Annotated in this window: 23 protein-coding genes; 14 read left to right on the top strand and 9 right to left on the bottom strand. The window is 38.0% G+C overall.

Features of this window, described 5'->3' with window-relative positions; translation table 11 throughout:
* Positions 1-51: 51 nt before the first annotated feature.
* Positions 52-981 (top strand): hypothetical protein, encoded by a 930-nt coding sequence (locus tag IMO47_RS16610; protein WP_196076147.1) that lies wholly within the window; start codon positions 52-54, stop codon positions 979-981.
* An 867-nt stretch (positions 982-1,848) separates the two neighbouring features.
* Here IMO47_RS16610 and serC read toward each other — a convergent pair.
* The 3 genes from serC to IMO47_RS16595 all read right to left on the bottom strand — a co-directional run bounded on the left by serC (position 1,849) and on the right by IMO47_RS16595 (position 4,038).
* Positions 1,849-2,928, bottom strand: a complete 1,080-nt coding sequence (serC, locus tag IMO47_RS16605; RefSeq protein WP_196076137.1) for a 3-phosphoserine/phosphohydroxythreonine transaminase — start codon at positions 2,926-2,928, stop codon at positions 1,849-1,851.
* Positions 2,929-3,073: 145 nt separating this feature from the next.
* Entirely contained in the window at positions 3,074-3,565 is a 492-nt protein-coding gene (locus IMO47_RS16600; RefSeq protein ID WP_196076136.1) for a GNAT family N-acetyltransferase, read from the bottom strand.
* Positions 3,566-3,627: 62 nt separating this feature from the next.
* On the bottom strand, positions 3,628-4,038 hold the full coding sequence (locus IMO47_RS16595) for an SRPBCC domain-containing protein (RefSeq protein WP_196076135.1): 411 nt from the start codon (positions 4,036-4,038) through the stop codon (positions 3,628-3,630).
* Between the two features lie 185 nt (positions 4,039-4,223).
* On the opposite strand from IMO47_RS16595, the gene IMO47_RS16590 reads away from it, so the two are divergent.
* From IMO47_RS16590 to IMO47_RS16550, 9 genes are all read left to right on the top strand, one after another.
* Entirely contained in the window at positions 4,224-5,729 is a 1,506-nt protein-coding gene (locus tag IMO47_RS16590; RefSeq protein WP_196076134.1) for a TolC family protein, read from the top strand.
* Positions 5,730-5,742: 13 nt separating this feature from the next.
* Positions 5,743-6,975, top strand: coding sequence for an efflux RND transporter periplasmic adaptor subunit (locus tag IMO47_RS16585; protein WP_227552276.1), 1,233 nt, complete (start codon positions 5,743-5,745; stop codon positions 6,973-6,975).
* A 2-nt stretch (positions 6,976-6,977) separates the two neighbouring features.
* On the top strand, positions 6,978-8,111 hold the full coding sequence (locus tag IMO47_RS16580; RefSeq protein ID WP_196076133.1) for an ABC transporter permease: 1,134 nt from the start codon (positions 6,978-6,980) through the stop codon (positions 8,109-8,111).
* Positions 8,104-9,219, top strand: a complete 1,116-nt coding sequence (locus IMO47_RS16575; RefSeq protein WP_196076132.1) for an ABC transporter permease — start codon at positions 8,104-8,106, stop codon at positions 9,217-9,219. Before IMO47_RS16580 ends, IMO47_RS16575 begins: the two co-directional genes overlap by 8 nt.
* Positions 9,220-9,489: 270 nt before the next feature.
* The gene (gene gltP, locus IMO47_RS16570; RefSeq protein WP_058967429.1) at positions 9,490-10,779 is read left to right on the top strand and encodes a glutamate/aspartate:proton symporter GltP; all 1,290 of its coding nucleotides are present in this window, start codon (positions 9,490-9,492) and stop codon (positions 10,777-10,779) included.
* 320 nt (positions 10,780-11,099) lie between these two features.
* Positions 11,100-11,909: a ChbG/HpnK family deacetylase gene (locus IMO47_RS16565; protein WP_196076131.1), complete on the top strand. Its 810-nt coding sequence runs from the start codon at positions 11,100-11,102 to the stop codon at positions 11,907-11,909.
* Positions 11,906-12,883: a glycosyltransferase family 2 protein gene (locus tag IMO47_RS16560; RefSeq protein WP_196076130.1), complete on the top strand. Its 978-nt coding sequence runs from the start codon at positions 11,906-11,908 to the stop codon at positions 12,881-12,883. Before IMO47_RS16565 ends, IMO47_RS16560 begins: the two co-directional genes overlap by 4 nt.
* A 2-nt stretch (positions 12,884-12,885) precedes the next feature.
* Positions 12,886-13,281, top strand: a complete 396-nt coding sequence (locus IMO47_RS16555) for a GtrA family protein (RefSeq protein WP_196076129.1) — start codon at positions 12,886-12,888, stop codon at positions 13,279-13,281.
* Positions 13,282-13,286: 5 nt separating this feature from the next.
* Positions 13,287-14,930: a glycosyltransferase family 39 protein gene (locus IMO47_RS16550; protein WP_196076128.1), complete on the top strand. Its 1,644-nt coding sequence runs from the start codon at positions 13,287-13,289 to the stop codon at positions 14,928-14,930.
* 20 nt (positions 14,931-14,950) lie between these two features.
* Here the strand turns inward: IMO47_RS16550 and IMO47_RS16545 are convergent, their stop codons facing one another.
* The 6 genes from IMO47_RS16545 to IMO47_RS16525 form a co-directional block, all read right to left on the bottom strand.
* Positions 14,951-15,358: a hypothetical protein gene (locus IMO47_RS16545; RefSeq protein ID WP_196076127.1), complete on the bottom strand. Its 408-nt coding sequence runs from the start codon at positions 15,356-15,358 to the stop codon at positions 14,951-14,953.
* 4 nt (positions 15,359-15,362) lie between these two features.
* Entirely contained in the window at positions 15,363-15,875 is a 513-nt protein-coding gene (locus IMO47_RS16540) for a hypothetical protein (protein WP_196076126.1), read from the bottom strand.
* Between the two features lie 248 nt (positions 15,876-16,123).
* On the bottom strand, positions 16,124-16,249 hold the full coding sequence (locus IMO47_RS19910; protein WP_265092641.1) for a KGW motif small protein: 126 nt from the start codon (positions 16,247-16,249) through the stop codon (positions 16,124-16,126).
* Positions 16,250-16,952: 703 nt separating this feature from the next.
* A complete protein-coding gene (gene purL / locus IMO47_RS16535) occupies positions 16,953-20,786 on the bottom strand; it encodes a phosphoribosylformylglycinamidine synthase (protein ID WP_196076145.1) in 3,834 nt (1,277 codons plus the stop codon).
* Positions 20,787-20,971: 185 nt separating this feature from the next.
* Positions 20,972-21,709 (bottom strand): hypothetical protein, encoded by a 738-nt coding sequence (locus IMO47_RS16530; protein ID WP_196076125.1) that lies wholly within the window; start codon positions 21,707-21,709, stop codon positions 20,972-20,974.
* Complete coding sequence (locus IMO47_RS16525) at positions 21,706-22,791, bottom strand: hypothetical protein (protein WP_196076124.1); 1,086 nt, start codon at positions 22,789-22,791, stop codon at positions 21,706-21,708. Before IMO47_RS16525 ends, IMO47_RS16530 begins: the two co-directional genes overlap by 4 nt.
* Positions 22,792-23,000: 209 nt before the next feature.
* Between IMO47_RS16525 and IMO47_RS16520 the strand changes: the two genes are divergently transcribed.
* Genes IMO47_RS16520 through ruvB form a run of 4 tightly spaced genes read left to right on the top strand, consistent with a single transcriptional unit; the run spans position 23,001 to position 26,650 of the window.
* Positions 23,001-24,341: a deoxyguanosinetriphosphate triphosphohydrolase gene (locus tag IMO47_RS16520; protein WP_196076123.1), complete on the top strand. Its 1,341-nt coding sequence runs from the start codon at positions 23,001-23,003 to the stop codon at positions 24,339-24,341.
* On the top strand, positions 24,341-25,006 hold the full coding sequence (locus tag IMO47_RS16515; RefSeq protein WP_196076122.1) for a hypothetical protein: 666 nt from the start codon (positions 24,341-24,343) through the stop codon (positions 25,004-25,006). Before IMO47_RS16520 ends, IMO47_RS16515 begins: the two co-directional genes overlap by 1 nt.
* 22 nt (positions 25,007-25,028) lie before the next feature.
* A complete protein-coding gene (gene ruvA, locus IMO47_RS16510) occupies positions 25,029-25,631 on the top strand; it encodes a Holliday junction branch migration protein RuvA (protein WP_196076121.1) in 603 nt (200 codons plus the stop codon).
* A gap of 17 nt (positions 25,632-25,648) precedes the next feature.
* Positions 25,649-26,650, top strand: coding sequence for a Holliday junction branch migration DNA helicase RuvB (gene ruvB, locus IMO47_RS16505; RefSeq protein ID WP_196076120.1), 1,002 nt, complete (start codon positions 25,649-25,651; stop codon positions 26,648-26,650).
* Positions 26,651-26,793: the final 143 nt, after the last annotated feature.

Here is a 26,793-nt window from a genome sequence, read left to right as displayed (position 1 = left end):
TACTGATCATCCTCGATTTAATAGAATAAGAGAGGCATTCAATACGTGAAAATGAACAATCAAAACAGACCCGAAACAATTATCATCGAAGATCAAAATTTTGGTAGCCATGTCGAACATTGGAATCTTTTAACTGAGAATCCAACAGCAGAAGTGCCCAAATGGTTAGGTCTTGCTTTAGATGCACCTGTTATGCCAATGGGTCTCTGTTCACAAGAATGCGATATGGATGTGTCAACTTGGTTGATTCAAGGTCCAAATGGCTCTGCAGTGCAATTATGCCAAGTCATCGATGTTGAAAATAATAAGCCTAAAGCCGTTAAAACCGCATTTCCTAGTTTTGAAAGCCCTTACCAGTTAAATGCTTCTATTGATCGTATCATTACCTGTAAAACCAATACTCAAGCGGTACTTAGTTTAAAAGTTGGAACCAACAGTGTGGTCTATGCCTTTGATAGCTTATACAGTGTCAACAGCCATCAATACCTGCAAGACCAGCAATATAAAGTGCAGTTGAATGCGTGGGCTTACGAGCTCGAAAAAGTTTCTGATCATGAACAAATCATTGTGGATGATCCTGCTTCAATCAAGCATCATCGTGCTTTAAACGATATCCTTTCACAAAACAATGGTGTTGCCCCGGAAAACTTGCAAGAGCAGATTGATGCATGGGAACCCAAATCGGAAGACGATAAAGCCCCCGTAACAGTTGATTTTTCAAAAATGGTGGCATATCTCTATGGTGAAACACTTGGACAAGAAGATGAAGCTTGGTTTCAAGGTAAAGTGGTAGGAAAAACGCAAATGCAGTTTATGCAACAAGACTACACACTTTATGATGTAACATTGATTCTTGAAGAAAACCAACCTGCGATTCTGGTTCGCATTGCAAGCAAAGACCCCGCATATAAAGATTTTGAAATTGGACAATATATTCGTGGCAATATTTGGATTCAAGCCAATATTTACTCTGCTGCATAAATCAGCACAGCATCTCAAAAGCATGATGAATATCCATCATGCTTTTTTATTACATGTTTTGTAACATTTTAAATATACTGAATTTCATCTGTTCAATTTTTCTTGTTTTGAATTCAAAACAACGAGTTATCCACAATTTAAATTCAAAATAAATTAATCTTCTAATTTGTTTGTTAATAAATTAAGCAATATGGGGAATTTATTTTAATAATCAAATGACCCTCATGTTTCTCAGCGTAGAGATTTATGAATTTATAAATAAATTTAAAAACAGATATTTAGATCAAAATATTAATTCATTGAATTTCATTACTTTGTATAGAGATTTGGCTCTCTTTAAGCGGTATTTATACAGATTTTTATTGATGAAATTTTGAAACGATCAGAGTTATCCACAAATTACCCACAAAACCCATGTTTTAAATTCATATTCCGTATAATTTTTTAGAGATAATAATTTCTCAAAATTTATAATAAATAGATTTAGCGCTTTATTTAACCAGTCAATTATGTTAAAAATACGACGAACCAATAGGATTTAACAATAATTTAAAATCTAGGCTCAGTAATGAAAATTATACCTGAACAATCGACTAGTCTAATCAATCAAGTTAGTGGTTTTCACTTACGTTTGGATAAAGGAGCATGTTGCTTTTTTGTTCTGGGTATGTTTTTAGCTGCAATATTGATCCATATATTAGGCATCTTTCCAACGACTTAATTTGCAAGATACGATTTACATAAAAAATCCCTCTAGATGCTCATCGGAGGGATTTTTTATTTGCCTGAAGACTGTCTGTTCTTCTTTGTTTACAGAAAAGCGCCACCTTAGACCAGATGGCGTATGCATTTTTTCACTCAAACAGATCAGCCATTACGTTGGGCAAAATCATCCATAAAGTTGACTAATGCCTGTACACCTTGCAATGGTACAGCATTATAAATACTTGCACGCATCCCACCTACTGAGCGGTGACCCGCAAGATTTAATAGATTGTTCTCTTCTGCTTCTTTCAAAAATAATTTATCCAGTGCATCGTCAGCCAATGTGAAAGGTACATTCATGATTGAACGGTTTTGAACAGCAATTGGGTTGTTATAGAAATCGCTTGAATCGATATAGCCATAGAGCAATTTAGATTTTTCAAGGTTGGCTTTATGCATTGCATCTACCCCACCCTGCTCAAGCAACCACTCAAATACCAGACCTGATAAATACCAAGCATACGTCGCAGGCGTATTGACCATAGAATCATTTTTTGCTTGAGACGCATACTTCAACAGGCTAGGAATTTCAGGTTTTGCCTGATCCAACAAATCATCGCGAACAATGACCAATGTTAATCCTGCAGGTCCAATATTTTTTTGTGCACCGGCATAAATCAAACCAAACTTCGAAACATCAAGTGGCGCAGATAAAATGCTTGATGAGAAATCTGAAACCAAAGGTTTGTCTGTTTCAGGAATATCTGCAAATTGAATTCCACCAATCGTTTCATTATCGGCATAATGAACATACGCTGCATCATCAGACAAATTCCACGTGCTTTGCTCAGAGATGGCTAATTTACCCTCAATTGTTGTCCCTGCCTCAACAATATGGATATCACCATAACGCTGTGCTTCTTGAGTTGCCTTTTCAGACCAGATCCCTGTATGGATATAATCCGCTTTTGAGTTTTTGCCCAATAAATTGAGTGGAATTGCAGAGAACTGAAGTGATGCTCCGCCTTGCAAGAACAATACTTTGTAGTTCTCTGGAATATTCATCAATTGACGTAAATCAGATTCGGCTTTTTCTGCGACAGCCACATAGTCTTTACTACGATGGCTCATTTCCATGATGGATAAGCCTTTACCATGCCAATCCAACAACTCTGCTTGAGCTTTTTCTAAAACGGCAGTAGGTAATGCAGCAGGACCAGCACAGAAATTGTACGCGCGCATGATTTTTCCCTTTTATAAAGTGAAACGAATGAAATAGGCGCATTTAACCACAAATCGCCTTTTCTTGCAGTAGCTTTATCAGTCAATATTTCAATGTAATTGCATATTTAGAGCTAAGATTTCAATAACAAAATTTGAATGTTGTTTAAGTTTTGGGAATCAGGTAAGTCATCGATTTATATTTAGGTTGTTGCGAACAATAAACAGGAGTTCCATTTAATGATTCTGCAATACGACGACTTGCATCGTTTTCAATTGCAACAGGATAGATAAAAGCTTCAAAATTAAAATGTTGAGAAGCCCAATGAGCAATTGCTGTGACAGCCTCTTTTCCATATCCAAAGCCATGGCGATCTTCTCTAATCCAGATGCCAAGTTCAGGTCTTGATTGCTTTGCTTGGTGAAAACCAACCAAATCCAAAAACTCATCATTTAATTGATTTCGAATTACAAAAACCCAATCTGATTCATTTTTGATGGTGATTAACCATGTTCGCCAAATATTTTCAAAGGCAATTCTGTCTTGAGGCGGATCCCAAGACATATACTTTGTCAGCGTAGGGGTAATACAGCCATAACACTCTTCTGCATCATTGCAAGTAAATGGTTTTAATTGCAATCGTGTTGAACTCATCAAAACAGTATTCAATCCATTGGGGTAAATATTTCATTGATCATCATTTAATATCATCAAACGTCTTAAATTCTATTTTCCACATAGCGTGCAAAATTATCTAAGATGGCTTGCCATCCCGCCCGCTGTTGTTCAAAGGGATAGACCGTTTCAGGGTCAAAGCAAATACGAACCAATACCGCTTGGTCCTGTTGAACAAAGGTGATTTCTGCTTTGCGCTCCCCAAACGAGTAAGCAATCTTTTCATGTGGAATAATATCCGTATAAGTCCCTGCGAAATCAAAGCCCATACTGCCATCTTTAGCTTCCATGCGGTTTGAAAACTCACCGCCCACACGTAAATCATTTTTCGAATTAACCGTATGCCAATCTGGCGAAGCTGTATTCCACTGCTCTATATCCTGAGGATTATTATAAATACGCCATACCACATCGATTGGTGCCTCAACTAAAGATTCCACAGTGATTTTTGACATTTTCAACTCCATCTCTTTTTAAGATTTGATTGTTATTTAAATATCCCGGTAGTGATTATAATTTAACCAACTATATATACTTTATAAAACTACAAAACTACACATATTCTTATGGTTATTTAGATTATTTACTCCAGCCTTTTCCATGTAAAATAGTTTTTAAATTTAGTCAGATGCAAAAGATTATGCTGATCAAATCACAACACCTTAAAAATAGAAAAGCATTATCCAAAACACTTAAACTTTCAACTTTCGGATATGTTTTTTACAGCCTGATCATCGGGCAAATGAGCTTTGCTGAAAATTTAAGCTATAGTCAAGCAGAACAATATTTACTTGAAAACTCGTATACAACTCAAGCCAGTAATGCCTTAAATCAAGCATCGAAACTTCAAGCTGAAGCGGTTAAAAATATGGGTTTACCCCGCATAGACTTGAATGTCCGTGCTTATAAATTTCATACAGAAACTGATCTTCCTTTAAACAGTGTGAAAAACAATCTAGAACAAACCCTATCGCAAGGTGTGAATGAACGTGTTGACCAATGGCAGTCAGAACAGAACATTCCTTCCACGATCACCGATCCTTTAAAACAGGGATTAACCCAAGGTATTCACAGTGGTATCGGTTTAATTCCAGACACAGCAAACGTTGTGTTAGAAGATGAAGTTGTTCGCCCGACAGTTTCCTTAATGATGCCAATTTATACAGGCGGGATTACTTCAAGCACCAAACAAATTGCCAATCTGAAGGCTGAACGTAGCCAACTAGATGCTAAACAGCAACAGGATATCCAACGTTTTGAAGTGATACAGGCTTATTTTAATGTGCAATTACAACAGCAGCTTGTGGATGCCAGCCGTTTCAACCTTAAAGCAATGCAGCAACACTATGACAATGCCCTCAAACTCGAAAAACAGGGTTTTGTCAGTAAAGGACAACGCATGCAATTCGAGGTTGCACGAAATAATGCCTTGCGTACTGAACAAAATGCCGTGGCAAATTTACAAGCCAGTCAGTTTCAATTGGGGAATTTACTCAATAAATCAGGTATCGACCAACTGACCACTCCACTTTTTGTCAATCGCCAACAAAGCCAGTCACTGAAGCAGTTGCTTGATTCTTATCCTGAAACTTCAAGTCTGGTTCGAAAGCTGCAGATGGATACACAATTGGCTAACCAAAATGTCAAAATCCAAAGTGCAACCAAGAAACCTACCCTATTCGCTTTTGGAGAATATAGCCTAGATCACAATCAAAACTGGATCGTAGGTGTCGCTGCCCGTTATAACCTGTTCTCAGGCGTTGATAAAAATAAAAATGTCCAAGCTGCCGAATTACAGCGCTATGCGACAGAATTGATGACTGCACGTACCCAACAAGAGATTGAGAATATTATCTACAAATCTTATAGTGAATTAAGTACCGCTCAGCAATCCAATCAGCTGTTGCAACAAAATGAACAAGCTGCCTTAGAAAATCTCCGTATTCAGCAATTGTCATTTAAAGAAGACATGGGTACAGCAAGTCAGGTGATTGATGCACAGAATCAATTAAGCGTATTAAAAACTGAAAAAGCACTCAATGCTTATAAATATGTAATGTCCTTGGCTACACTCCTACAAAGCCATGGCTCAATTTCTCAGTTCAAAGACTACGTTAATCAAACCAACACCGATTATATTCGTTGAGATGGAGCTTAAAATGACACAAGAAAATAACCATCAGAATACGCCTAATGATTCAGCATCGGATTCTAAGTTAAATACTGAAGGTCAACACGACAATACCGCCAATACGCAGTCTTCAGATCAACGTCCTGAACATCATGACACATCAAACCAGCAGAATAATCATGTGCCCAATTCGGTTGAGGACGCTGTCCAATCTCAGCCAACTGATGAAAGAGCGCAAGCTGTCAAGCCTGCTACAGTCAACAATCATCCCTCCAAATCTAAAAAAGGTATTGTGATTGGTTTGATTATTTTCATCTTTTTGATCGGATTGATTGCTTTTGGATTATGGAAAAGCTATCAACCTAAAACTGTAGATGTTCAAGGGCGGGTAGAAGCAGAAACACTGCATGTGAGCACCAAAGTACCCAGTCGAATTGAAGGTATCTTTGTCAGTGATGGACAAAAAGTCTACAAAGGTCAACTTTTAGTCACGCTGAGCAGCCCAGAAATTGAAGCGAAGAAGCAGCAGGCTCTTGCCACTCTACAATCAGCATTGGCATTACAATCGACAACTGATCGCGGTTCTCAACAAGAAAATATTGATACCCTTTACGCCAATTGGCAGAGTGTAAAGGCACAAGAAAATCTTGCTAAATCAACCTATCAACGCGGCGCTAATCTCTTTGCCCAAGGTGTAATTTCGCGTCAGCGCCGTGATGAAATGTATGCTGCGGCTCAATCGGCAACGCAGATGAGTGAAGCCGCCTATCAACAATATGCACGTGCAAAGCGCGGAAGTACCGCTGAGCAAAAATCAGGTGCGGATGCACAAGTTGAAATTGCGAAAGCTGCTGTTGCGGAGGCAAATGCTCTAGAAGCAGAGACCAAGCTCTATTCACCTGTAAGTGGTACTGTATCTAAAACCTACGGAAAACCGTCCGAATTGGTTGCAATTGGCGTACCGGTGGTCAGTATTCTCCAAGATGACGAAAAATGGGTAAGTTTAAATGTGAGGGAAGACCAATATGCGCAGGTTTATCAAGCCAAATCACTTGAAGGATTTGTTCCAGCATTAAATAAAAATGTTGCATTTAATATTAAAAACATTGATGCGGAAGGCGAATTTGCAACCATTAAAACCACACGACAGACAGGTGGATATGATATTCGTAGTTTTAAAATTAAATTGACTCCTGCTGAAAGATTGCCAGACTTAAAGGTAGGCATGAGTGTGGTCTTTAAACTTCAAGAGCATCACTAAACATGTGGGCGAACATACAAAGAGAGCTTCGATATCTGTTCACACATAAATGGGATTTGTGTTTAGTTACACTCGCCCCTTTGTTTGTCATCGTTTTATTCAGCAGCATGTTTTATGCAGGTAAAGCAGAACATTTACCGATTGCCATTATCGATCAGGACCAAAGTGAATTAAGCCGTAATATTGAGAAATACCTCAGTCTTAATCACACGCTTTCGATTTACACCGTTTCAAACGACCCAAATCAAGTTGAATACTTACTGAATCAGACTAAAATCTGGGGTTATGTACACATCCCCGCAGGCGCAGAACAAAGATTGGTACAAGCACAAGATGCACAAATCAGTATTGCGTTTAACCAGTCTTATTTCAGTATCGGAAATGGCATTTCATCTGCAATGCTACTTTCAACTGTTGAAGCCATCGGTGACTTTGCACAGCACTCTTACTATGCAAACAAAATCCCCTATGCTGAGATTTCGACACCGAATGTCAAAATTTCACCATTATTTAATCCCAATCTCAGTTATGAATTCTATCTAGAACCTTTTATGATTCCTGCAATTTTGCACCTCTTGCTCTGTTGTTGCGTTGCATTTGCAGTAGGTCAAGAATTGAAATATGCAAGTGTCAAGCAATGGATACAAGGACGATCGATCTTGGCTGCATTGTTGGCTAAAAATATGGTCTATGTATTGATCTTCTGTTTCTGGACATGGTTATGGATGTTTTGGTTGGTCGAAATTCGGGGATGGTTTATTGCCGGAAGTTTATCGATGATCTTGCTAGGACAGTTCTTGCTGTATACAGCCTATGCATTAATCAGTAGTACAGTTGTTCTCGCAACCAAAAATTTATCTAAAACCTTTGGCTTTATTGCAGTCTATGGTGGTTCTTCTTTGAGTTTTGCAGGCGTCACCCTGCCTCTAAATAATGCACCTATTTTCACCCAATTTTGGGCAAATATTATTCCCTATACACCTTATGCAAAATTGCAAACGGAACAATGGGTCGTAGGTAGCCCTGTCTTTATCTCAATGATTCCATTCGCGATTCTTGCCATATACTGCCTATTTTATGCTGTAATATCGACTTTGTTACTCAAAAAAGTTAATCAAGGAGCACAGTATGATTAATTTTTTAAAAGCACTTGCTCAACATTATATTGCCACTTTTAAGAATATTGCGAAAAATTCATCCATATTGACCACCATGGTTCTTTCAGTATTTTTTTATAGTTTCTTTTATCCTACTGCCTATAAAGCCCAGACCGCAGAAAACTTACCCATCATTATTGTAGATGAAGAGCAAAGTTTTTTAAGTCATGAGATTATTATTCAAGTTTCGAAAAGTCCCAATGTTGCAGTTACAGAAATTACAGGTAATTTCGAACACGCCAAACAAATGCTTCAACAACAGAAAGCGGATGGCATTTTATTATTGCCTGAGAACTTGTCCAATAGCGTTGTACGGGGCGAAGAAGGTGGCATAGGTTTATATTTAAGTAGTGCTTATTTCCTTAAAACCAAACAAATTGGTTTAGGCCTGGCGACTTCAATTGAAAATACAATTGCAGAATACGCAGAAAAATTTGGCAAAATTTCGCACTTTCAACCTCCAGTTCCTGTTCATCAAATTCCACTTTTTAATACTTTATCTGGATATGGCAGTTATATTTTCCCGGCAATCGCACCTTTAATTATCCATCAAACCATAGTTTTAGGTTTATGTATGCTGCTTGCTGGTTATCGTGAACAACACTGGCGTGCCACACTGCCTGAGTTTTTAGCGATTTATTTAGCCGCTTTAACCATTGGCTGTTTGGGTTGTTATTATTTATTTGGTTTTACCTATTGGTTGAATGATTATCCACGAGGTGGAAATTTTTGGGGAATGCTCTTTGCAGTACCTATATTTATCAGCTGTGTGATTGCAATGGCGATGGTTCTAGCAAGTTATCTGGATATTTCAGAACGCGCTGGACATGTTATTGTTTTTACATCAATTCCCTTATTTCTATTATCGGGTGCTGCTTGGCCATTACAGGCAATGCCATATTGGATGCAGGCATTTGCTCATATTTTACCATCAACACAAGGCATCAATTTATTTATCCAGCTCAACCAAATGGGCGTACCCACTCATATTGTTGTTCCCAAACTGATCTATCTTGGATTTCTGTTTGGAATTTTGATGATATGGGCTTATATCCGACTCAGCAAAATACATAAACAAATAGAATGAATATGTAAAATATAATTCATATAATTAATAAAATTTCACAATCACATCGAATAATTTAATCAAACTGAATTATTTTTAATCAATTAAACGTATTTTGAATAAAAATATTAGTATTACAGCATCAAATAGCGGCAGAATACACCATTTTCAAAATACTCTGAATGTTCAGAATCTCCCACCCTAAAGTACCCACATACTTTAGCGGGATTTTTTTTTCATTTTTTTGATAGAGTTTTCTTTTCGCCAAAATCTGAATTTTAAGGGCTCAGTATGAAGAAAATGAGAATTAGCCTAGCTTGGCAAATTGTTATTGCGCTCTTCTTAGGTATCCTTGTTGGTGCATTCCTGCACAACTCTCCTGAACTTCGTAATGACATCGTTGCAAACTTTCTACAACCATTAGGTAAGATTTTCATTAATCTGATCAAAATGATTGTAATTCCACTTGTGCTTTCCATGCTGATTTTAGGGATTGCCAATGCAGGTGACAGTAAAAGTGTCGGTAAATTAGGCTTAAAAACCATTATTTACTTTGAGATTATTACGACCGTTGCCATCATTGTGGGCTTAGTTGCTGCGAATGTATTCCAGCCAGGCGCAGGCATTGATATGTCTACACTGACAACTTCTGATATTTCTCAATATAAAGAAACGACACAGGAAGTCAGTCATGAAGCTCATGGTTTAGTGAATACCGTTCTTTCACTTATTCCACCGAATATCTTTGCTGCAATGAGCGATGGGCATATGTTGCCAATCATCTTCTTTGCAGTGATTTTTGGTATTGGTCTCGGATCATTATCAAAAGAAACCAAACAGCCTTTGATCGATGTATTAAAAGCTGTTTCTGAAACCATGTTTAAAGTAACGCATATGATCATGATGTTTGCACCATTTGGTGTTTTCGGCTTGATCGCTGCTACTGTCGCAAACTTTGGATTCAGTTCGTTACTGCCGCTTATTAAACTGGCAGTATTGGTTTATGCAGCAATTCTGTTCTTTATCTTTATCGTGCTTGGTTTTGTGGCTAAATTCTGTGGTTTCAGTATCTGGACAATTATCAAAATCTTAAAAGATGAATTGATTCTTGCCTACTCAACCGCAAGCTCTGAAACCGTTTTACCACGTATGATGGAAAAAATGGAAGCTTATGGTGCGCCTAAATCAATCACCAGTTTCGTTGTACCGATTGGTTATTCATTTAACCTGGATGGCTCTACGCTTTACCAAAGTATCGCGGCAATTTTTATTGCTCAGCTTTATGGTATTGATTTAACCATCACCCAACAAATTGTTTTAGTGCTTACACTGATGATTACCTCTAAAGGGATCGCAGGTGTTCCAGGTGTGTCTTTTGTAGTTCTATTGGCAACTCTGGGCAGTGTGGGTATACCTCTAGAAGGTTTGGCATTTATTGCGGGTATCGACCGTATCTTAGATATGGCACGTACAGTATTAAATGTAATTGGTAACGCACTTGCTGTTCTTGTGATCAGTAAATGGGAAGGCAAATTCGATACCGAAAAACAAAAATCTTATAATTTTGATGCCACACATTAATTTTTTAAGATCAGAAAAACCACCTTCGGGTGGTTTTTTTATATTCTATTGTTATCACAATTTAAGCGGTAAATTTATTTACAAAATAAATGCATAGACTTGCCTCAACTGCAAATAAATAATTATTTTAATATTTCTATAAAATTCATAATCTTAGCTTATGGCAGTTCATTAAGCTTTTCTTTCTTAAAACGTTTTAAGTTCCAATTCAGGTTATTTTAAGTCATTTTTTTAATAGTAGCAGTCCAATATGTCCAAGGACATGGGGAATATGATTTTGTTTGATTTTCAATCACTAGAACCAATTGGAAGTACTGCACATGAAAATGATTTGTTATTGTGCTGATGATTTTGCATTGAATGATGAAATCAGTCATGCCGTATGTGTACTTCTGAGAAAAAATGCCCTACAAGCAACATCATGTATGACGCAATCACCAATTTGGCATACACAAGCAAATAAATTACGGACCCTGAAAGCTGAGATAAATCATCCAATAGAAATTGGCCTACATCTTAACTTTACCCATCATTTTGACCATAGCAACTTCCTTTATTATCCACTTAATCAACTCATGCTAAGGGCATGGTCAAGAACTTTAAATAAAGAAAAAATAAGAGCAAGTATTACTCAACAATGGGAACTTTTTGTAGAAGCGATTGGGACTCAGCCAAATTTTGTAGATGGACACCAACATGTCCACCAATTTCCTGTAATTCGTGAAGTTTTAATGGACATATTAAAAGAAAATAACTTTAACGGATGGATCCGCAATCTAGATCACACAATCTCTGTTCAAGAATATCAATGGAAAAGCAAAATACTGGAATATCTCGGCGCTAAAAAAACACTAAAACTAAGTCAAAAAAATCATTTCAAAACCAATGCTTATTTTGCTGGAATTTATGATTTTAAGAATGAAAATTATGCTGTACTGAATTATGAATGGCTAAAATCCGCACAAAATGGATTATTGATCATGTGCCACCCAGCTTCTGCTCAACCCAAAAAATTTGATGAAATTCAAGATGCTCGTATTTATGAGTACCAATATCTCAACTCCGAACAATTTTTCCGGGATTGTAAAACTTTCAATATTGAATTCCAACCAATAGGCCAAATGCTATGAGTAGATTAGAACCGTTTATTTCATGTGTTGTGCCTGCATATAATGAGGCAGAAAATTTAAAAACATTTATTCCAGCGCTTGCAGCAACACTGGAACAACAAAAAGTTTCCTTTGAAATCATCGTGATTGATGATGGCAGCAAAGATAATACCATGACTGTGCTTGAAAGCATGTTGGATCGGTATCCACTTAAAATTTTAGAACTGTCACGAAATTTTGGTAAAGAAGCTGCTTTAAGTGCAGGCTTAGATCACACAACAGGGAATCTAACCTTAATGATCGATGCCGATTTCCAGCATCCTCTTGATGCTATTCCTACTATGATCAATCTTTGGAAAAATGGTTATGACATGGTTTATGGAATTCGTAATAGAAATACTGAGTCGGGGTTAAAACGTTTATTTACATATGTTTATTATAGAATTCTCAATTTAAGTTCAGAAGTCGTTATTCCTGAAAATGCAGGCGATTTCCGCTTATTGGATGAAAAAGTCGTAGAAGCAATCAAAACACTTCCCGAGAAAAACCGTTATATGAAAGGTTTATATGCATGGGTCGGTTTTAAATCAATTGGTATTCACTTCTCTGAGTTAGAACGAAAAAATGGTCAATCAAGCTTTAACTTCAAGGCTTTATTTAACCTTGCTCTTTCAGGGCTTACAGGATTTTCCAATCTTCCATTGAGAGCATGTATCGCATTTGGTGCTTTGTTGGCACTTTGTTCGGTTTCCTACGGCGTCTATATTATTTTTGAGACTTTAGCCGAAGGTATAAAAGTACCAGGTTGGGCAACATTAATTGTTGAAATCAGCTTATTGGGCGGTATTCAATTATTATTTATTGGAATACTGGGTGAATATATCAGCCGAATTTATACGGAAACAAAAGATCGCCCACGTTATATTGTTTCGAATAAATACTCCAATACAAAGTCCATTCATTACACCCCTTCAAATAAAAATAAAATCTTTTAAACATGTTTAATTCAAATATGTATGCCTTTTCAAAGTTTTGTATCGTTGGTGGTGCTGCAGCATTTACACATTATTTGATATTCATGCTGCTTGTACACCTCACTTCGATAACACTTGCATTAGACAATTTAATGGCGTTCAGCATTGCATTTTGGGTGAGTTACTTTGGGCACCGTATTTTTACTTTCAATGCCCACAAAACTCGACATAGGCATGTATTACCCAAATTTCTACTTGTTGCTTGTTTAGGTTTTATTTTTAACGAAGCATTCCTACTCACGACCCAGTATTTTTTCCCTGCTGAGAATTTATCAGCTCTTATCATTTTGACTATTGTAATGACAGCAATTTTTACATTCTTTTTAAGTAAGTTTTTTGCTTTTAAATTTTCAGGATAAGCTCCATGAAACCTATTTTTCGCTCATCTAAAACTTTGCTGATTGGCTTATCACTTTGGTTATTTATCTCAGCTTTTATTCGCCCAATGTCTGTGCCAGATGAAGGACGTTATGGGGATATTAGCCGCTGGATGTATGTAAGTGGTGATTGGACAGTACCACGGTTAAATGGTATTCCATTTATGCATAAACCCCCTTTACTACACTGGTTAACTGCAAGTTTAATGGAAATATTTGGTTCACATGTATGGGTTGCTCGTGTAGTTCCTGCATTTGCAGGCATTCTCATGTTGGTCAGTTTGTTTGTTTTTACTAAGAAACATATAAATGAAAGAATTGCCCAGATTTCGACTGCTATTTTAGCAACCGGGTTATTATTTTATGGCTGTGCTGAATACATTAATCATGACATATTAGTCGCATCTTGGATTAGTTTAACCGTATTCTGTTTTGCAGATTTCATTCTCAGTGGTAAAAGAAATATTTTATTCCTAGGTTATTTTGCATGTGCATGTGCCTTTTTAAGTAAAGGATTGATTGGGGTTCTGATTCCTGGAATGGTTATTCTTCCTTGGATGATTTACATAGGACAATGGAAAAAAATTCCATCAGTTTTAAATCCGTTTGGTCTCTTGTTATTTATGCTAATTGCTTTACCTTGGGTATTCATAGTTCAACAACATTATCCAAACTTTTTACACTATTTTTTTATTGAGCAACAATTTAGTCGGTTTAACTCTGGCGAATTTAATAATAAACAAGGTTGGTACTTTTACGTTGCCATACTTTTTGTAAATTTTTTACCCATCATACTCGCGAATGGCTTCAAATTTTCGAGCAACGCCATTCGTGCACAAACAACCCACCCTATTTTTAGTTTACTCATCTGGTGGGGGTTGTCTGTTTTATTGTTCTTTTCTATTCCGCCATCGAAACTTGCAGGTTATATTTTACCCTCAATTGCACCATTTACGATGATTTTCGCACTTATGACAAATCGAATCATTGAAGAAAATCAATTGAGCAAGTTCCAAGTTTATGCACTTCCAACCTTACTGTTGGTATTGGCAAGTGGCTTAGTCGTTGCCCCGTTTACCATGCATCGAGATATTGGCTTTTACGCGGCCGAGAAAAATCAAATTTTCGCAGTTGCAGGAATTGTGATGATTCTCTGTATGATCTTAATTCTATTATTTAAAAAGCATAAAATTGATTTTTTTACTTTTATCGTTGCGTGTATGATGGTGCTATGCAGTATGGCAAGTAGCAGCGTACAGTTCTTTGATATTCGATCCAACTCAAATCAGGTTAGTTTTGTTCAAGATATTCCAAAGGATATTCCTATCGTTTTTTATGATAATTATTTCTATGATGTTCCCTTCTTATTGAATCTTAAGAATCCTGTTTATGTTGTAAAAGATTGGGCAAGTGTAAATACGGATAGCTCATCGCTTGAACTTAAAGATGGTCTACTTTTTGAAGCCAATAAAGCTCAGTATCTGTGGGAATTTTCACAATTTAACCAAGCAATAAAATCTAAGCAAAAATTGGTCGTTTTTGCAAAATCCGGAGATTTAAAATTAGATCTTCTTCAAAATCAATATCATGTTCTACACAGCCGTAACTTTGATATTTTTATCATAAATTAATTGCGATTTTCTATAATCAATTAACACACATAAGGAAACGATCTTGATGGATTGTTTCCTTTGGGCAATGTTATTTTAATTTTAGAGTCAGAACCAATCTTAATAAATTCTTGGGTGATATAACCATCTTTGGCAACACATAAATACCAGTCATAGAACTGCACACCATGAATCATTAGGCTCTCAACTTTCCATTGCGCTTGCTTTTCGAAGTTTACTGCTCCGAATTGATTACTAAACTTTTCATCAAATTGATCCTCTATTTTTGCAGGATGTACAGTGGTCACTAAGACCACTTTTGCATCAGCAATAGCGAGTCCCTGTTCATTGACAACATTCACAGTCAGTTGGGTTTTTTGAGTTTTATATACCGGATAACACGCGCCAAGTGAAATCACTATGGGAATTAACAATATAAATCTAGACATTCATTTACCTTGTATAACCACAGCTTAATTTTGAGTTCCCCTGTGGTGTTTCATCTAAAGTATTTTCAATATTCCAATCATCTCCCACAACCTTGCGTAAATGATAGAGTACTGTGGTTGGTTCCCCCCGAAACACAAAATAATAACCTTTGGACTGAGTATTGGCCAATTGATGTTTTTGTACTGCAATTTTAATCAGCCGTACGCCAAAAACATCACTATCTACGGCTAAATCATCTTGTTCTAGATATGCTGTTCTATGATATTGGTGACCTTGTATTCCCGAATATGTATTCCCTCCAATCGTCATGATTTGTTTTGATTTGTTGAGTTTGATCTGCCTTGACCCTTTTGCGTTAAAATCACGCAATAATATTGCAATTTTGCTTTCTGGCTTTTGAAAAAGTTGATCACAATTTAGTGCTTTAATATCGATTAATGATGCAATCTGAAAGTCTTTAGCATGAGTAATTTGAGTCCCCAAACATACAGAAATAGCAAAAAATATTCTTATCACATTGAAATCCTATTTTATTTCCTCTCATTATTTTGTCAGCAAGTCAATCTTGTCTGATATTTAAAATAATATGCTGATTCACCGTATAGCTTTAAATGATTTTTGAAATAAGATTGGCTTTATAAATCATCATATTCTTTAAAAGTCGCATATACTTTACCATCTTTATATCTATTATAAATGGATTTTCTATAGGCAAAAACCACAATATAGTGGCTTTTGCAATCGGATGAAATAAACCCTGTTGTTTAAGCAATAAAATAGGCGCTCAAAATAATCAGTATTTGCAGAATTAAAACTGCACTAAACCATTTCCATCCTTTTTGACGAAGGATAACCTTTTCTGCTGTTGAGTAGTTCACTGTTCTTATCATTTTGTCACCTCATTGTTGCTACACGATGGCACAGCTTTGGGATAAAACATGGTCTTTTAATAGACAATTTATAACAAGCAAGAAATAAACCAACCCTAGAAATGTAACAATTTCCCAATTCAAACATTTATATTAATTCGATACCTTCTGATAGAACTTTCTATGTTAGTGTAGAAATCAGTCAAACATCTTTGTGTGTTGAATCTATTCAATAGGAGTAAAACAATAGCCATCCGATTCGGAAAAAAGCTGATCTTTTTGCTCTGTGAATTCAACTTGAAGATAATGATCATCTCCATATCCAGTCGCAGGCTTTAAACGTTGATCACAATCAAAGTCTGGTGAATCATGGCTGTGTCTAAATCGCACTGAACTTTATGTTCAATACTGAAAATAATGCTTTGGGTATTTACAATAACTTTAATGAACTTTTCCCAGCATTGACCTTTTAGGTCATAACGCTGACTCAATAAATTAAAAGCAAAACTTGAAGGATTTAAATATTGAATATGTATTTAATCCATTATGCCTACCCCAAAACTTTTAATAATGCTGCTAGCGATTGCTAAACTTATCCAAAATAATTCCTGCTACATCTAATCATCTTTTTTTTCATTTTTAGTACGTATTCAACATTTTCAACCATCATAAATTAAAAAAGCCCCTTAAGGGGCTTTTTTAATTTATGATGGTCTAGCTCTAATTAACCAATAAACTTACGTGCATTACGGAACATACGTAACCATGCACCATCTTCCGTCCACTCATCAGGCTTCCAAGAGTGCTGAATTGCACGGAAATTACGTTCAGGATGCGGCATCATAATCGTTGCACGACCATCTTTTGAGGTGACGCCAGAAATCGCCTCAGGAGAACCATTCGGATTGAGTGGATACTGTTGAGTCGCATTACCCAAGCTATCGACATAACGTAAAATCACTTGATTATCTGCATTTAACGCAGCAAAGTTTTCAGCAGAAGTTTCTGCACGACCTTCACCATGCGCAACAGCGATTGGTAAAATTGAACCGTCCATGCCTTCTAAAAGAATAGATGGAGATTTTTCAACTTTTACATTCACCACACGTGCTTCAAATACTTCTGAAGTATTGCGACGGAAACGTGGCCAATTGTCTGCACCAGGGATCAGTGGTGCAAGTTGTGCCAACATTTGACAACCATTACAAATACCCACAGAGAAGGTATTGTCACGATTAAAGAATTTTTCAAATTGATCACGTAGCTTAGCATTGAACAATACAGATTTAGCCCATCCGCCACCTGCACCTAAAACGTCACCATAAGAGAAGCCACCACAGGCAACCAAGCCTTCGAAGTCATCTAAATCAACACGACCGGAAAGTAAATCACTCATGTGGACATCAACAGTATTGAAGCCAACTTTATCAAAGGCAGCAGCCATTTCCACATGTCCGTTGACACCCTGTTCACGCAAAATCATCATGTTTGGACGACGTTCGTTAATATAAGGCGCTTCAACAGGTTCATTTAAATCAAAGGTTGGTAAAGCAATCAAACCTTTATGTTCACGGTCACCAATCAATGCAAACTCAGAGTCAGCAGTTTCCACATTATCACGCAGGCGCTGAATCTGATGAGAAACCTCAGTCCAAGCCTGCTGTAATTCAGCACGATCAAGCAGCAAACCATTGACAGCAAGTTGATCAGAACTGTTTACTGTACCCACAACACTGATCGCATCTTTTAAGCTTGATGCGGCAACCTCATCAACCAAGCTTTCCCAATCTGCTTGTGCAATTTGCAATACTGCACCGATTTCTTCTGCAAACAAGCTTTCATTCGTTTGGTTTTCAAGTGCCACGCCTAAGCGTGAAGCGAACATCATTTCTGCCACAGTTGCCAAAAGACCGCCATCGCCAATGTCATGATAAGCCTTGATCAAACCACGATTATTCCAATCTTGCACTAAAGCAAAGAAAGCTTTGAAATCATCAAAACTATCGACATCTGGTGTTACTGAACCAATTGCCTTATACACCTGAGCAAGAATAGAACCACCCAAACGGAACTGACCTTTAGATAAATCAATACGTACTAAAACTGAATCTTCATTTTTCAATTCAGGCGTCAATGTTTTACGTACATCTAAAACCGGTGCAAATGCAGTGATCACCCCCGACATTGGTGAAGTAACCGATTTATCTTCGCCTTGGTCATTCCATGTAGTACGCATAGACAGCGAGTCTTTACCGACAGGGATCGCAATACCCAAGGCAGGACACATTTCCATACCAATGGCTTTTACACCTTCGAATAATGCCTGATCTTCACCTTTTTGACCTGCCGCCGCCATCCAGTTTGCTGATAACTTAATATCACTGATTTGCTCTATATTGGCGCACATGATATTGCTGATTGCTTCAGCAACTGCTAAACGTGCAGAAGCGGCAGGATTCAGTAATGCCACTGGCGGACGTTCCCCCATTGCCATTGCTTCGCCTGTATAACCCTGCAAACTGGTCGTTGTTACTGCTGCATCAGCAACAGGTACTTGCCAACGCCCCACCATTTGATCACGCGCAACCATACCTGTAATCGAGCGGTCACCAATCGTAATCAGGAATGATTTAGAAGCAACCGTTGGATTTTTCAATACACGGAAAATTGCATCTTTCAGATCAACTTGGGCAGCATCAAATGCATTGCCTGTACGTTCAATCGTTTCATATGAGCGACTCATACGCGGTGTACCACCAAGCATGACTTGCATTGGCATATCCACAGCTTTGTTGTCAAACAATGGATCATTTACGGTCAATTGACGTGCTTCCGTCGCCTCACCCAATACTGCAAATGGGCAACGTTCACGTGCACAGATAGATTCAAACAATTCCAATGATTCTGGTTTGATTGCCAACACATAACGTTCTTGTGCTTCATTTGACCAGATTTCCATTGGCGACATGCCAGGTTCTAGTGATGGAATCTTGCGAAGATCGAGAATTGCACCCAACTCATGATCGTTAACCAATTCAGGCATTGCATTGGAAATACCGCCTGCACCAACATCATGTACAGATACGATTGGGTTGAAATCTTCCATTCTCCAACACGCATCAATCACTTCTTGACAGCGGCGTTCCATTTCCGGGTTTTCACGTTGAACCGAAGCAAAGTCTAGGTTTTCACCCAATTTACCACTGTCTACGGAAGATGCTGCACCACCGCCTAAGCCGATCAGCATCGCAGGACCACCCAGGACAATCAGTAGATCTCCGGGTTGAATCGCATCTTTTTCAACGTGATCGGGACGGATGTTGCCGTAACCGCCTGCGATCATGATCGGTTTGTGGAAACCTTTTACTTCACCATTTACGTTTTGTTCAAACGTACGGAAGTAACCATTAAGTGCAGGACGACCAAATTCATTATTGAATGCTGCACCGCCCAATGGACCTTCAATCATAATCTGAAGTGGTGAAGCCATACGCGATGGTTTACCGTAATTCTCTTCCCAAGGTTGTTCAAAACCCGGAATATTCAGGTTGGACACCGTAAAGCCTGTCAATCCCGCTTTTGGCTTACCGCCACGACCTGTGGCACCTTCATCACGAATTTCACCACCTGAACCCGTTGCCGCACCCGCAAATGGTGCGATTGCAGTTGGATGGTTATGGGTTTCAACCTTCATTAAAATGTGGGCAGCTTGGCTTTTATATTTATAGACGTAGTGTCCAGTTGCTTCATCTTTTTTAGGATAAAAACGTTGTGTATCAAAACCAACAATCACCGATGCATTATCTTTATATGCAGACAACACATCTGTCGGAGATTCTTTATAGGTATTTTTAATCATTTGGAACAATGACAATGGTTGTTTTTCACCATCGATTGTCCATTCAGAACCAAAAATTTTGTGGCGGCAGTGTTCTGAGTTTGCTTGAGCAAACATCATCAACTCGATGTCGTGCGGATTACGACCCAATTTATTAAATGCAGCTGTTAAATAATCGATTTCTTCATCTGACAAGGCAAAACCAAATTCAGAGTTCGCTTTAACAAGTGCGTCTTTACCTTGACCTAAGATATCAATTGAGTTCAACGGCTTAGGTGCAGTTTCTGAGAACAAAGCGGATGCATCATCAATTTTATTGAAAACGCTTTCTGTCATACGGTCATGTAAAACTTGTTTCACTTCTTCGGATACTTCAGAAATACCCTTTAAAGTAAACAAAACACCGCGTTCTAAGCGGTGTACAGGCGTATTACAGTTGGCAAAAATATCGGTTGCCTTAGACGACCACGGTGAAATTGTACCGACACGTGGCGTGACTAAAATCTGTACTTCATCACTGGTTGCCTGATGTAATTCAAACGATGCACCATCGTTTAAAAGCTGTAAAGCAGATTGCTGTTGTTGCTCGTTGAGCGCTTGGTCGAAAAGGTAAACCCATTGGCTTTCTATTGATTGAACAGAACTGATTGACGCAAGGCGTGTTAATAGTTGTGTTTGCTTAAAAGAAGAGTGTGCAGGTGCACCGGCAACGATAAACATGCTGTTTTTGGCTCCACGGGCAGGCTTTGGCAACCTACCTCAATGTGACTTGAAGAGAGCGCATATTCTACTGTGAAAGCAAGATTTCAGCTAGTCATATCCAACTTAAAAAATGCTGAAATCTTGCTTTTAAACATTCGATTTACTTTGACTTTCGTGTTTAAACATGATTCGTAACAATTGAATTATTGAGCACGATAAGTAGACTCGCCTGTTTTGGGATCTTCTTTTGCGATGATTCCACTTTTTTGATAAAAAACTTTTCCGCATGAAATATCTGGTTCAATTTCTCCATCAATTGCATAGGACAATTCAACATTTACATGTCCTAAATCGGGATTTTTAGGTACAGAATCTATAAAAAATACATCTAAACTTTCCATGTTGTAGCACACATAGATTTTTTCAGGATGCGCGTTTTTATTCAAATCAATTGTATAAAGGTGGTCTGCCGTTTCTGTCATCCTGTCTAATTTGAGGGCAATCGTATTGACTAAATCACCACTGTGATCTATCGCATAGGCATATTTTGCTTTTTCATTTTGATAGCCTTCAGTACAGTTCTTGATTGGCTGTCCGATTTTTACTTTGCTTGGCGTAATATCCTCGGCAGTAAATTTAGATTTTCCATTCAACATACTGCTCGGTATGATGCTCCAATACACTTTCCCTTGCGCATCTGGATCATCTGTCCAAATACAGTTATTGATGAGATGACCATCTGAGCTTTTCTGAAACGCAAAAGTTGCTAAAGCCTGATCTACGGGTTCAGGCGTTGCAGGAATGCTTTCTTCAATTTCAAATTTACTCACTTCCGTTTTTTTCTGGGTTTCGATTTGTTTATTTTGGCTGCTTAAGTTTTTATCAGTTGGGTTACATCCTGACAAAAAAATCATGAATAGCAATATCAATTTATTATTCACTGAATACCCTTCATTATTTTGCGTTGCTCTGACAACATACGTTGCATAGTCGGCGAATCATAGTTATAAATCCCTAAGTTTGGATCAAATTCCACTCTGTTTATCTGGTCTTTATCTTCCAATTTATAGTTGGAAAAAATAAATTTATTACCTTTATATTTGATCTGTATTGGATAATATGACTGACCTTTTACCGGTATAAAAGAAAGTTTTGAATCAAACTTGTGCGCTTTAGGTGTATAAAACATTTCTGTTGTGTCTTCACTCGCATTTGAGACTAGATAGCTTCGTAGAAACTCATCCTCTTTCAAACTTAAGACGTACCAATCTGAGTACTCAGCTCCATTATTTGTTATAGCATATAATCTGAAAAAACTTCCCTTTCGATCTGCGCCAATTAACCTAATATTTGAAGCAATTTCAGGTATACTCAATTGACTTAGGGAAATTTCAAAGCCTTCATAAGAATCGATGCCTTCATAATTGATTGGTGTTCGAGTAACCAATTGATATTTTTCAGTTTCTAATTGCTTAAATAGATAAAGTTCCAATTTAGGATCGGTAATACGTATTTCTCGCCCAGCACCATGCATTTTAAATATTTCGACTGGAAGTAAAAAACGCTTTTCCTTTTTTATATTTTTGAATTCAATAACTTTATGGGGGAAAACGACGATATTTTTCTCTATGAGTTTTTTACCCTCATCACAATTACATTTTTCATAGTATTTGTATTCAACAGCGGTCCATAACTTTGTATTTGAATGTGAAAATTGTGAATCATTCATTTGTACAATATCAAATGGATACAAAGTTTTAACTATATTCTGGAGCTCAAAATTTTCTAACTCTATCTGCTTCATCTCATCTGCGTTAAACACCTGATTTTGCCCAGTCTGCTTATGAGGATAAAACGTATAATCAATGATTGTACGCTCTTCAAAAGAACGTAATCCTAATGCATTTTCGGTAATAGAAATTTCTTTTGCAGGATCAATAACAGGATAATCTTCACCATGAGTATCAATTATTGGTAAACATAAAATAAGCACAAAACTAACAAATTGATCTTTTAAACTCATTGAATATCAAGCCTATTCTTTATCATTTATAATGCGAAACTCTAACATTTATTGGTGAAAACTCTAAACCAAAGATCAATTGATTTGCTCTCTGTAATTGTGATGATATCAAAAATAAATCATTACTCAGACAACTTATGTCGCACGACTCTGGTACATGCTCAATAAATTTGGCATCATACCCTTAACGAAAAAATGATAAATGATAAATGACTCAAATGCGTTGGTTAGAACTTCTCTCAACTGTTCGTTTAGGAAGTAAGAAGCAAAGTACAGAACAGGCACGAAGCCCTTTTCATAAAGATTATGACCGCATCATATTTTCACAAAGTTTTAGACAACTGAATCGAAAAACGCAAGTCCATCCCCTGACTCAACATGACGGTATCCATACGCGACTGACTCACTCGCTTGAAGTCTCATGTATAGGTCGTTCATTGGGTATGCTTGCAGCCGAAAAAATTCAAAAAGAACTTCCCATCTGGATTTCTCCTGCCGATGTGGGTGCAATCATACAAGCAGCATGTTTAGCACATGATATTGGTAATCCACCTTTTGGACATGCGGGTGAATATGCCATTCGTGAATGGTTTGATGATGCCGCGCATACCGATTTTTTACAGGACTTGAGCACTGAGCAACAAGCAGATGTCCGTCAGTTTGAAGGCAATGCACAAGGTCTACGTTTATTGACTAAAATTGACTACCATCCTCATGATGGGGGAATGCGCCTAACTTACGCAACGTTAGGAGCTTACCTCAAGTATCCCTGGCTATCACAAACCATAGAATCTCAAGGTGATACGCCTGCAAGCAAGCGTGCAAAATTCGGCTGTTATCAAGCTGAGAAAGAGATCCTCAAACAAATTGCTGATCAACTTGGCTTGCTTCAGTTGGGTGAATATCGTTGGTGCCGCCATCCTTTGACCTATTTATTAGAAGCAGCAGATGATATCTGCTATGCCTTAATTGATCTAGAGGATGGGATTATTCTCAACATGCTTGCTTATGAAGAGGTTGAACCTATTTTCCTTGATTTATTGGGGGATTTTGGTGTACCGGCTGAATTGAACATGCCCTATACCACTTGGCAACAAAAAATTGCTGCATTACGTGGTCGTGTAATGAAGCGTTTGGTTGAAGAAGTGACGACTGCTTTTGCAAAGCAACATTTTCAAATTCTATCAGGACAGCTCAAAGGCTCGCTATTGCAATACTGTTCTGAAGATATTGAACTGGGGATAGATCGTGCCAAAAATCTTGCCCGTGAAAAGATCTTTGAACATCCACAAAAGTCAGGATTGGAAATTATTGCACATCAAAGTTTACAGCATATCTTAGATGCGTTTATCCCATTAACCACCCCACATAAAACCTTAAGTTTTAAAGATGGACGTTTGATGTCGATATTAGAACGTTTTGGTGCTCGCTTTAGTGACAATCATTATGACAATATTATGCAGGTTCTCGATATTGTCAGTAAGTTCTCAGATCACCAGGCGTATAACTTGGCGCAAGAACTTCAAGGTAATAAGGTTGGATTTTTCTGATGACATCACGCTATGTAGATGATGGAGTTTATAAATCTCAGTTTATTTTTGCCGATCAATGGGTGCATTGTCCTGACTGCCAAGCTCCAGGAATAATCCGTTATCAAAAGTTAGATCAAACAGCACTCAGTTGTGATTGCACTTCGCATTTTGTATTTACATGTAATCAATGCAATCGCCATTTAGATAGTCATGCCAGCCAGTACAATAAAGAATTTAATGGTCATTACTATGTTTATGTCACTGAGCGCTGCCATTTCTGTGGCGGAACTCAACTGAGTGTAAACCACAGGATACGTCATCTTAAAAATCCGGTGACGCATGTTGAAGCAACTTGCCCTGTGTGTAATAAGACCTCACAGCTCAGCGTAAAATCACAAGATATTGACTATGCCAACGCAAATCGACTTGAGCATACACAATTTGGACTTAAACTGTATTTAACCGCTCATACCCGTCTTGGCAATCTGTACATACATAATCCTGAGCATTTACAGGTACTCAAGTCCTTTGTTCAAGCGGATCTACGTGAAAGAACACAAAGCACAGGAAATTCCAGTTATTTTTCCCGTCTGCCTGCTTGGATAAAATCTGCGCGAAATCGTAAAGAAATTCTCAAAGCAATTTTGCGTTTAGAGCAAATGGCATCTACTATTCAACCATGAACAAAATAAGTGAACCCATGCAATGATCGGATGTCTTATCGGTGAAGTCCTAGCCTTAGAAGCACCCACTGTACTTTTGAATGTTAATGGTGTTGGCTATGAAATCGACACCCCGCTTTCAACATTTTGCCAACTGCAGAAAGGACAACAAGTCACTTTATGGACACATCTAGCTGTACGTGAAGATGCTCAATTGTTATATGGTTTTTCAAATGCGCAAGAAAAAACCATTTTCCGTACCTTACTCAAGGTAAATGGCGTTGGACCTAAGATGGCTTTAGGTGTTTTGTCTACCCTCAGCGTAGAAATGCTGGTGCATACTGTTGAAAATGGTGATGTCAAAACATTGGTCAAAGTTCCCGGTGTAGGGACCAAAACAGCGGAACGCTTGATGATTGAACTGAGAGATCGCTTTAAAGCATTTTCTACAGGTACAACAGCAAGTAATTCAACTTCACCTCAAATACAATTTACCGGTAATTCTGCTGTTGCTGAAGCTGAAGCTGCATTACAATCTTTAGGCTATAAACCTTTAGAAGCGCAAAAACTGATTAATGCCGTGAAAGCAGACTACACTGAAGCGAGCGATATTATCCGTGCCGCACTCAAATCCATGAATAAATAAGACAGATCAAATTACTCATGCAAGACCGTTTAATCAGTGGGACTGAAAAACCTGAAGATCATTTTGATCGCGCCATACGTCCAACATCATTGGATGACTATATCGGACAACCCGTTGTCCGTGAGCAGATGGAAATCTTTATTGGTGCAGCACGTGGCCGTGGTGAAGCACTAGATCATACTTTGATTTTTGGTCCACCTGGTCTAGGTAAAACCACTTTGGCCAATATCATCGCACGTGAAATGGGGGGGAACCTCAAGTCTACATCTGGTCCTGTTTTAGAGCGTGCCGGTGATTTGGCAGCCATGCTGACCAATCTCGAAGAAGGTGATGTACTGTTTATTGATGAAATTCATCGACTTTCACCTGTGATTGAAGAAATTCTTTATCCAGCCATGGAAGACTATCAACTTGATATTATGATTGGTGAGGGTCCTGCTGCGCGTTCGATTAAACTGGATTTACCCCCGTTTACCTTGGTTGCAGCAACAACTCGTGCAGGTTTACTCACCTCTCCATTACGTGACCGTTTTGGTATTGTGCAACGTCTTGAATTCTATTCAGTTGAAGATTTGACCCACATTGTCGCTCGTTCAGCACATTTGATGGATGTACCGATGACTTCAGAAGGAGCTATTGAAGTCGCACGTCGTTCTCGTGGTACACCACGTATCGCCAACCGGTTACTGCGACGTGTGCGAGATTATGCACAAGTCAAGGGAACAGGCGAAGTAACTCAGGAAATGGCACAACGCGCCTTGGATATGCTGAATGTCGATAAAGATGGACTGGACACACTAGATCGTCGCTATTTGTCGATGCTACTTGAGCGCTTTGATGGTGGCCCAGCAGGTGTTGAAGCTTTAGCCGCTGCAATGGCAGAAGATTCGGGTACTTTAGAAGATGTCATTGAACCTTATTTGATCCAGCAAGGTTATGCCATGCGTACAGCACGTGGACGTATTGCGACCAATCAAGCTTATTTACAATTTGGTATGACTCCTCCCGAATCCAAGTAAGTCATCTCGGGAATATTAAATATTCCCGATCCTTTGCGTCATTCAAAAAGTCTTCTGATCAATTAAAAAATATTTGAAAAATCTAAATCTTTACCACCAAATATCAAAACCTGTCAGGATAAAGCCTTGATATAGGCTCATCC

The organism is Acinetobacter sp. Res13-Abat-PEC15-P4-01 (assembly GCF_015676285.1).
GTDB lineage: Bacteria > Pseudomonadota > Gammaproteobacteria > Pseudomonadales > Moraxellaceae > Acinetobacter > Acinetobacter nematophilus.
Note: the sequence above shows the minus strand (reverse complement) of the source record. Positions and strands in the feature narration are given on the sequence as shown.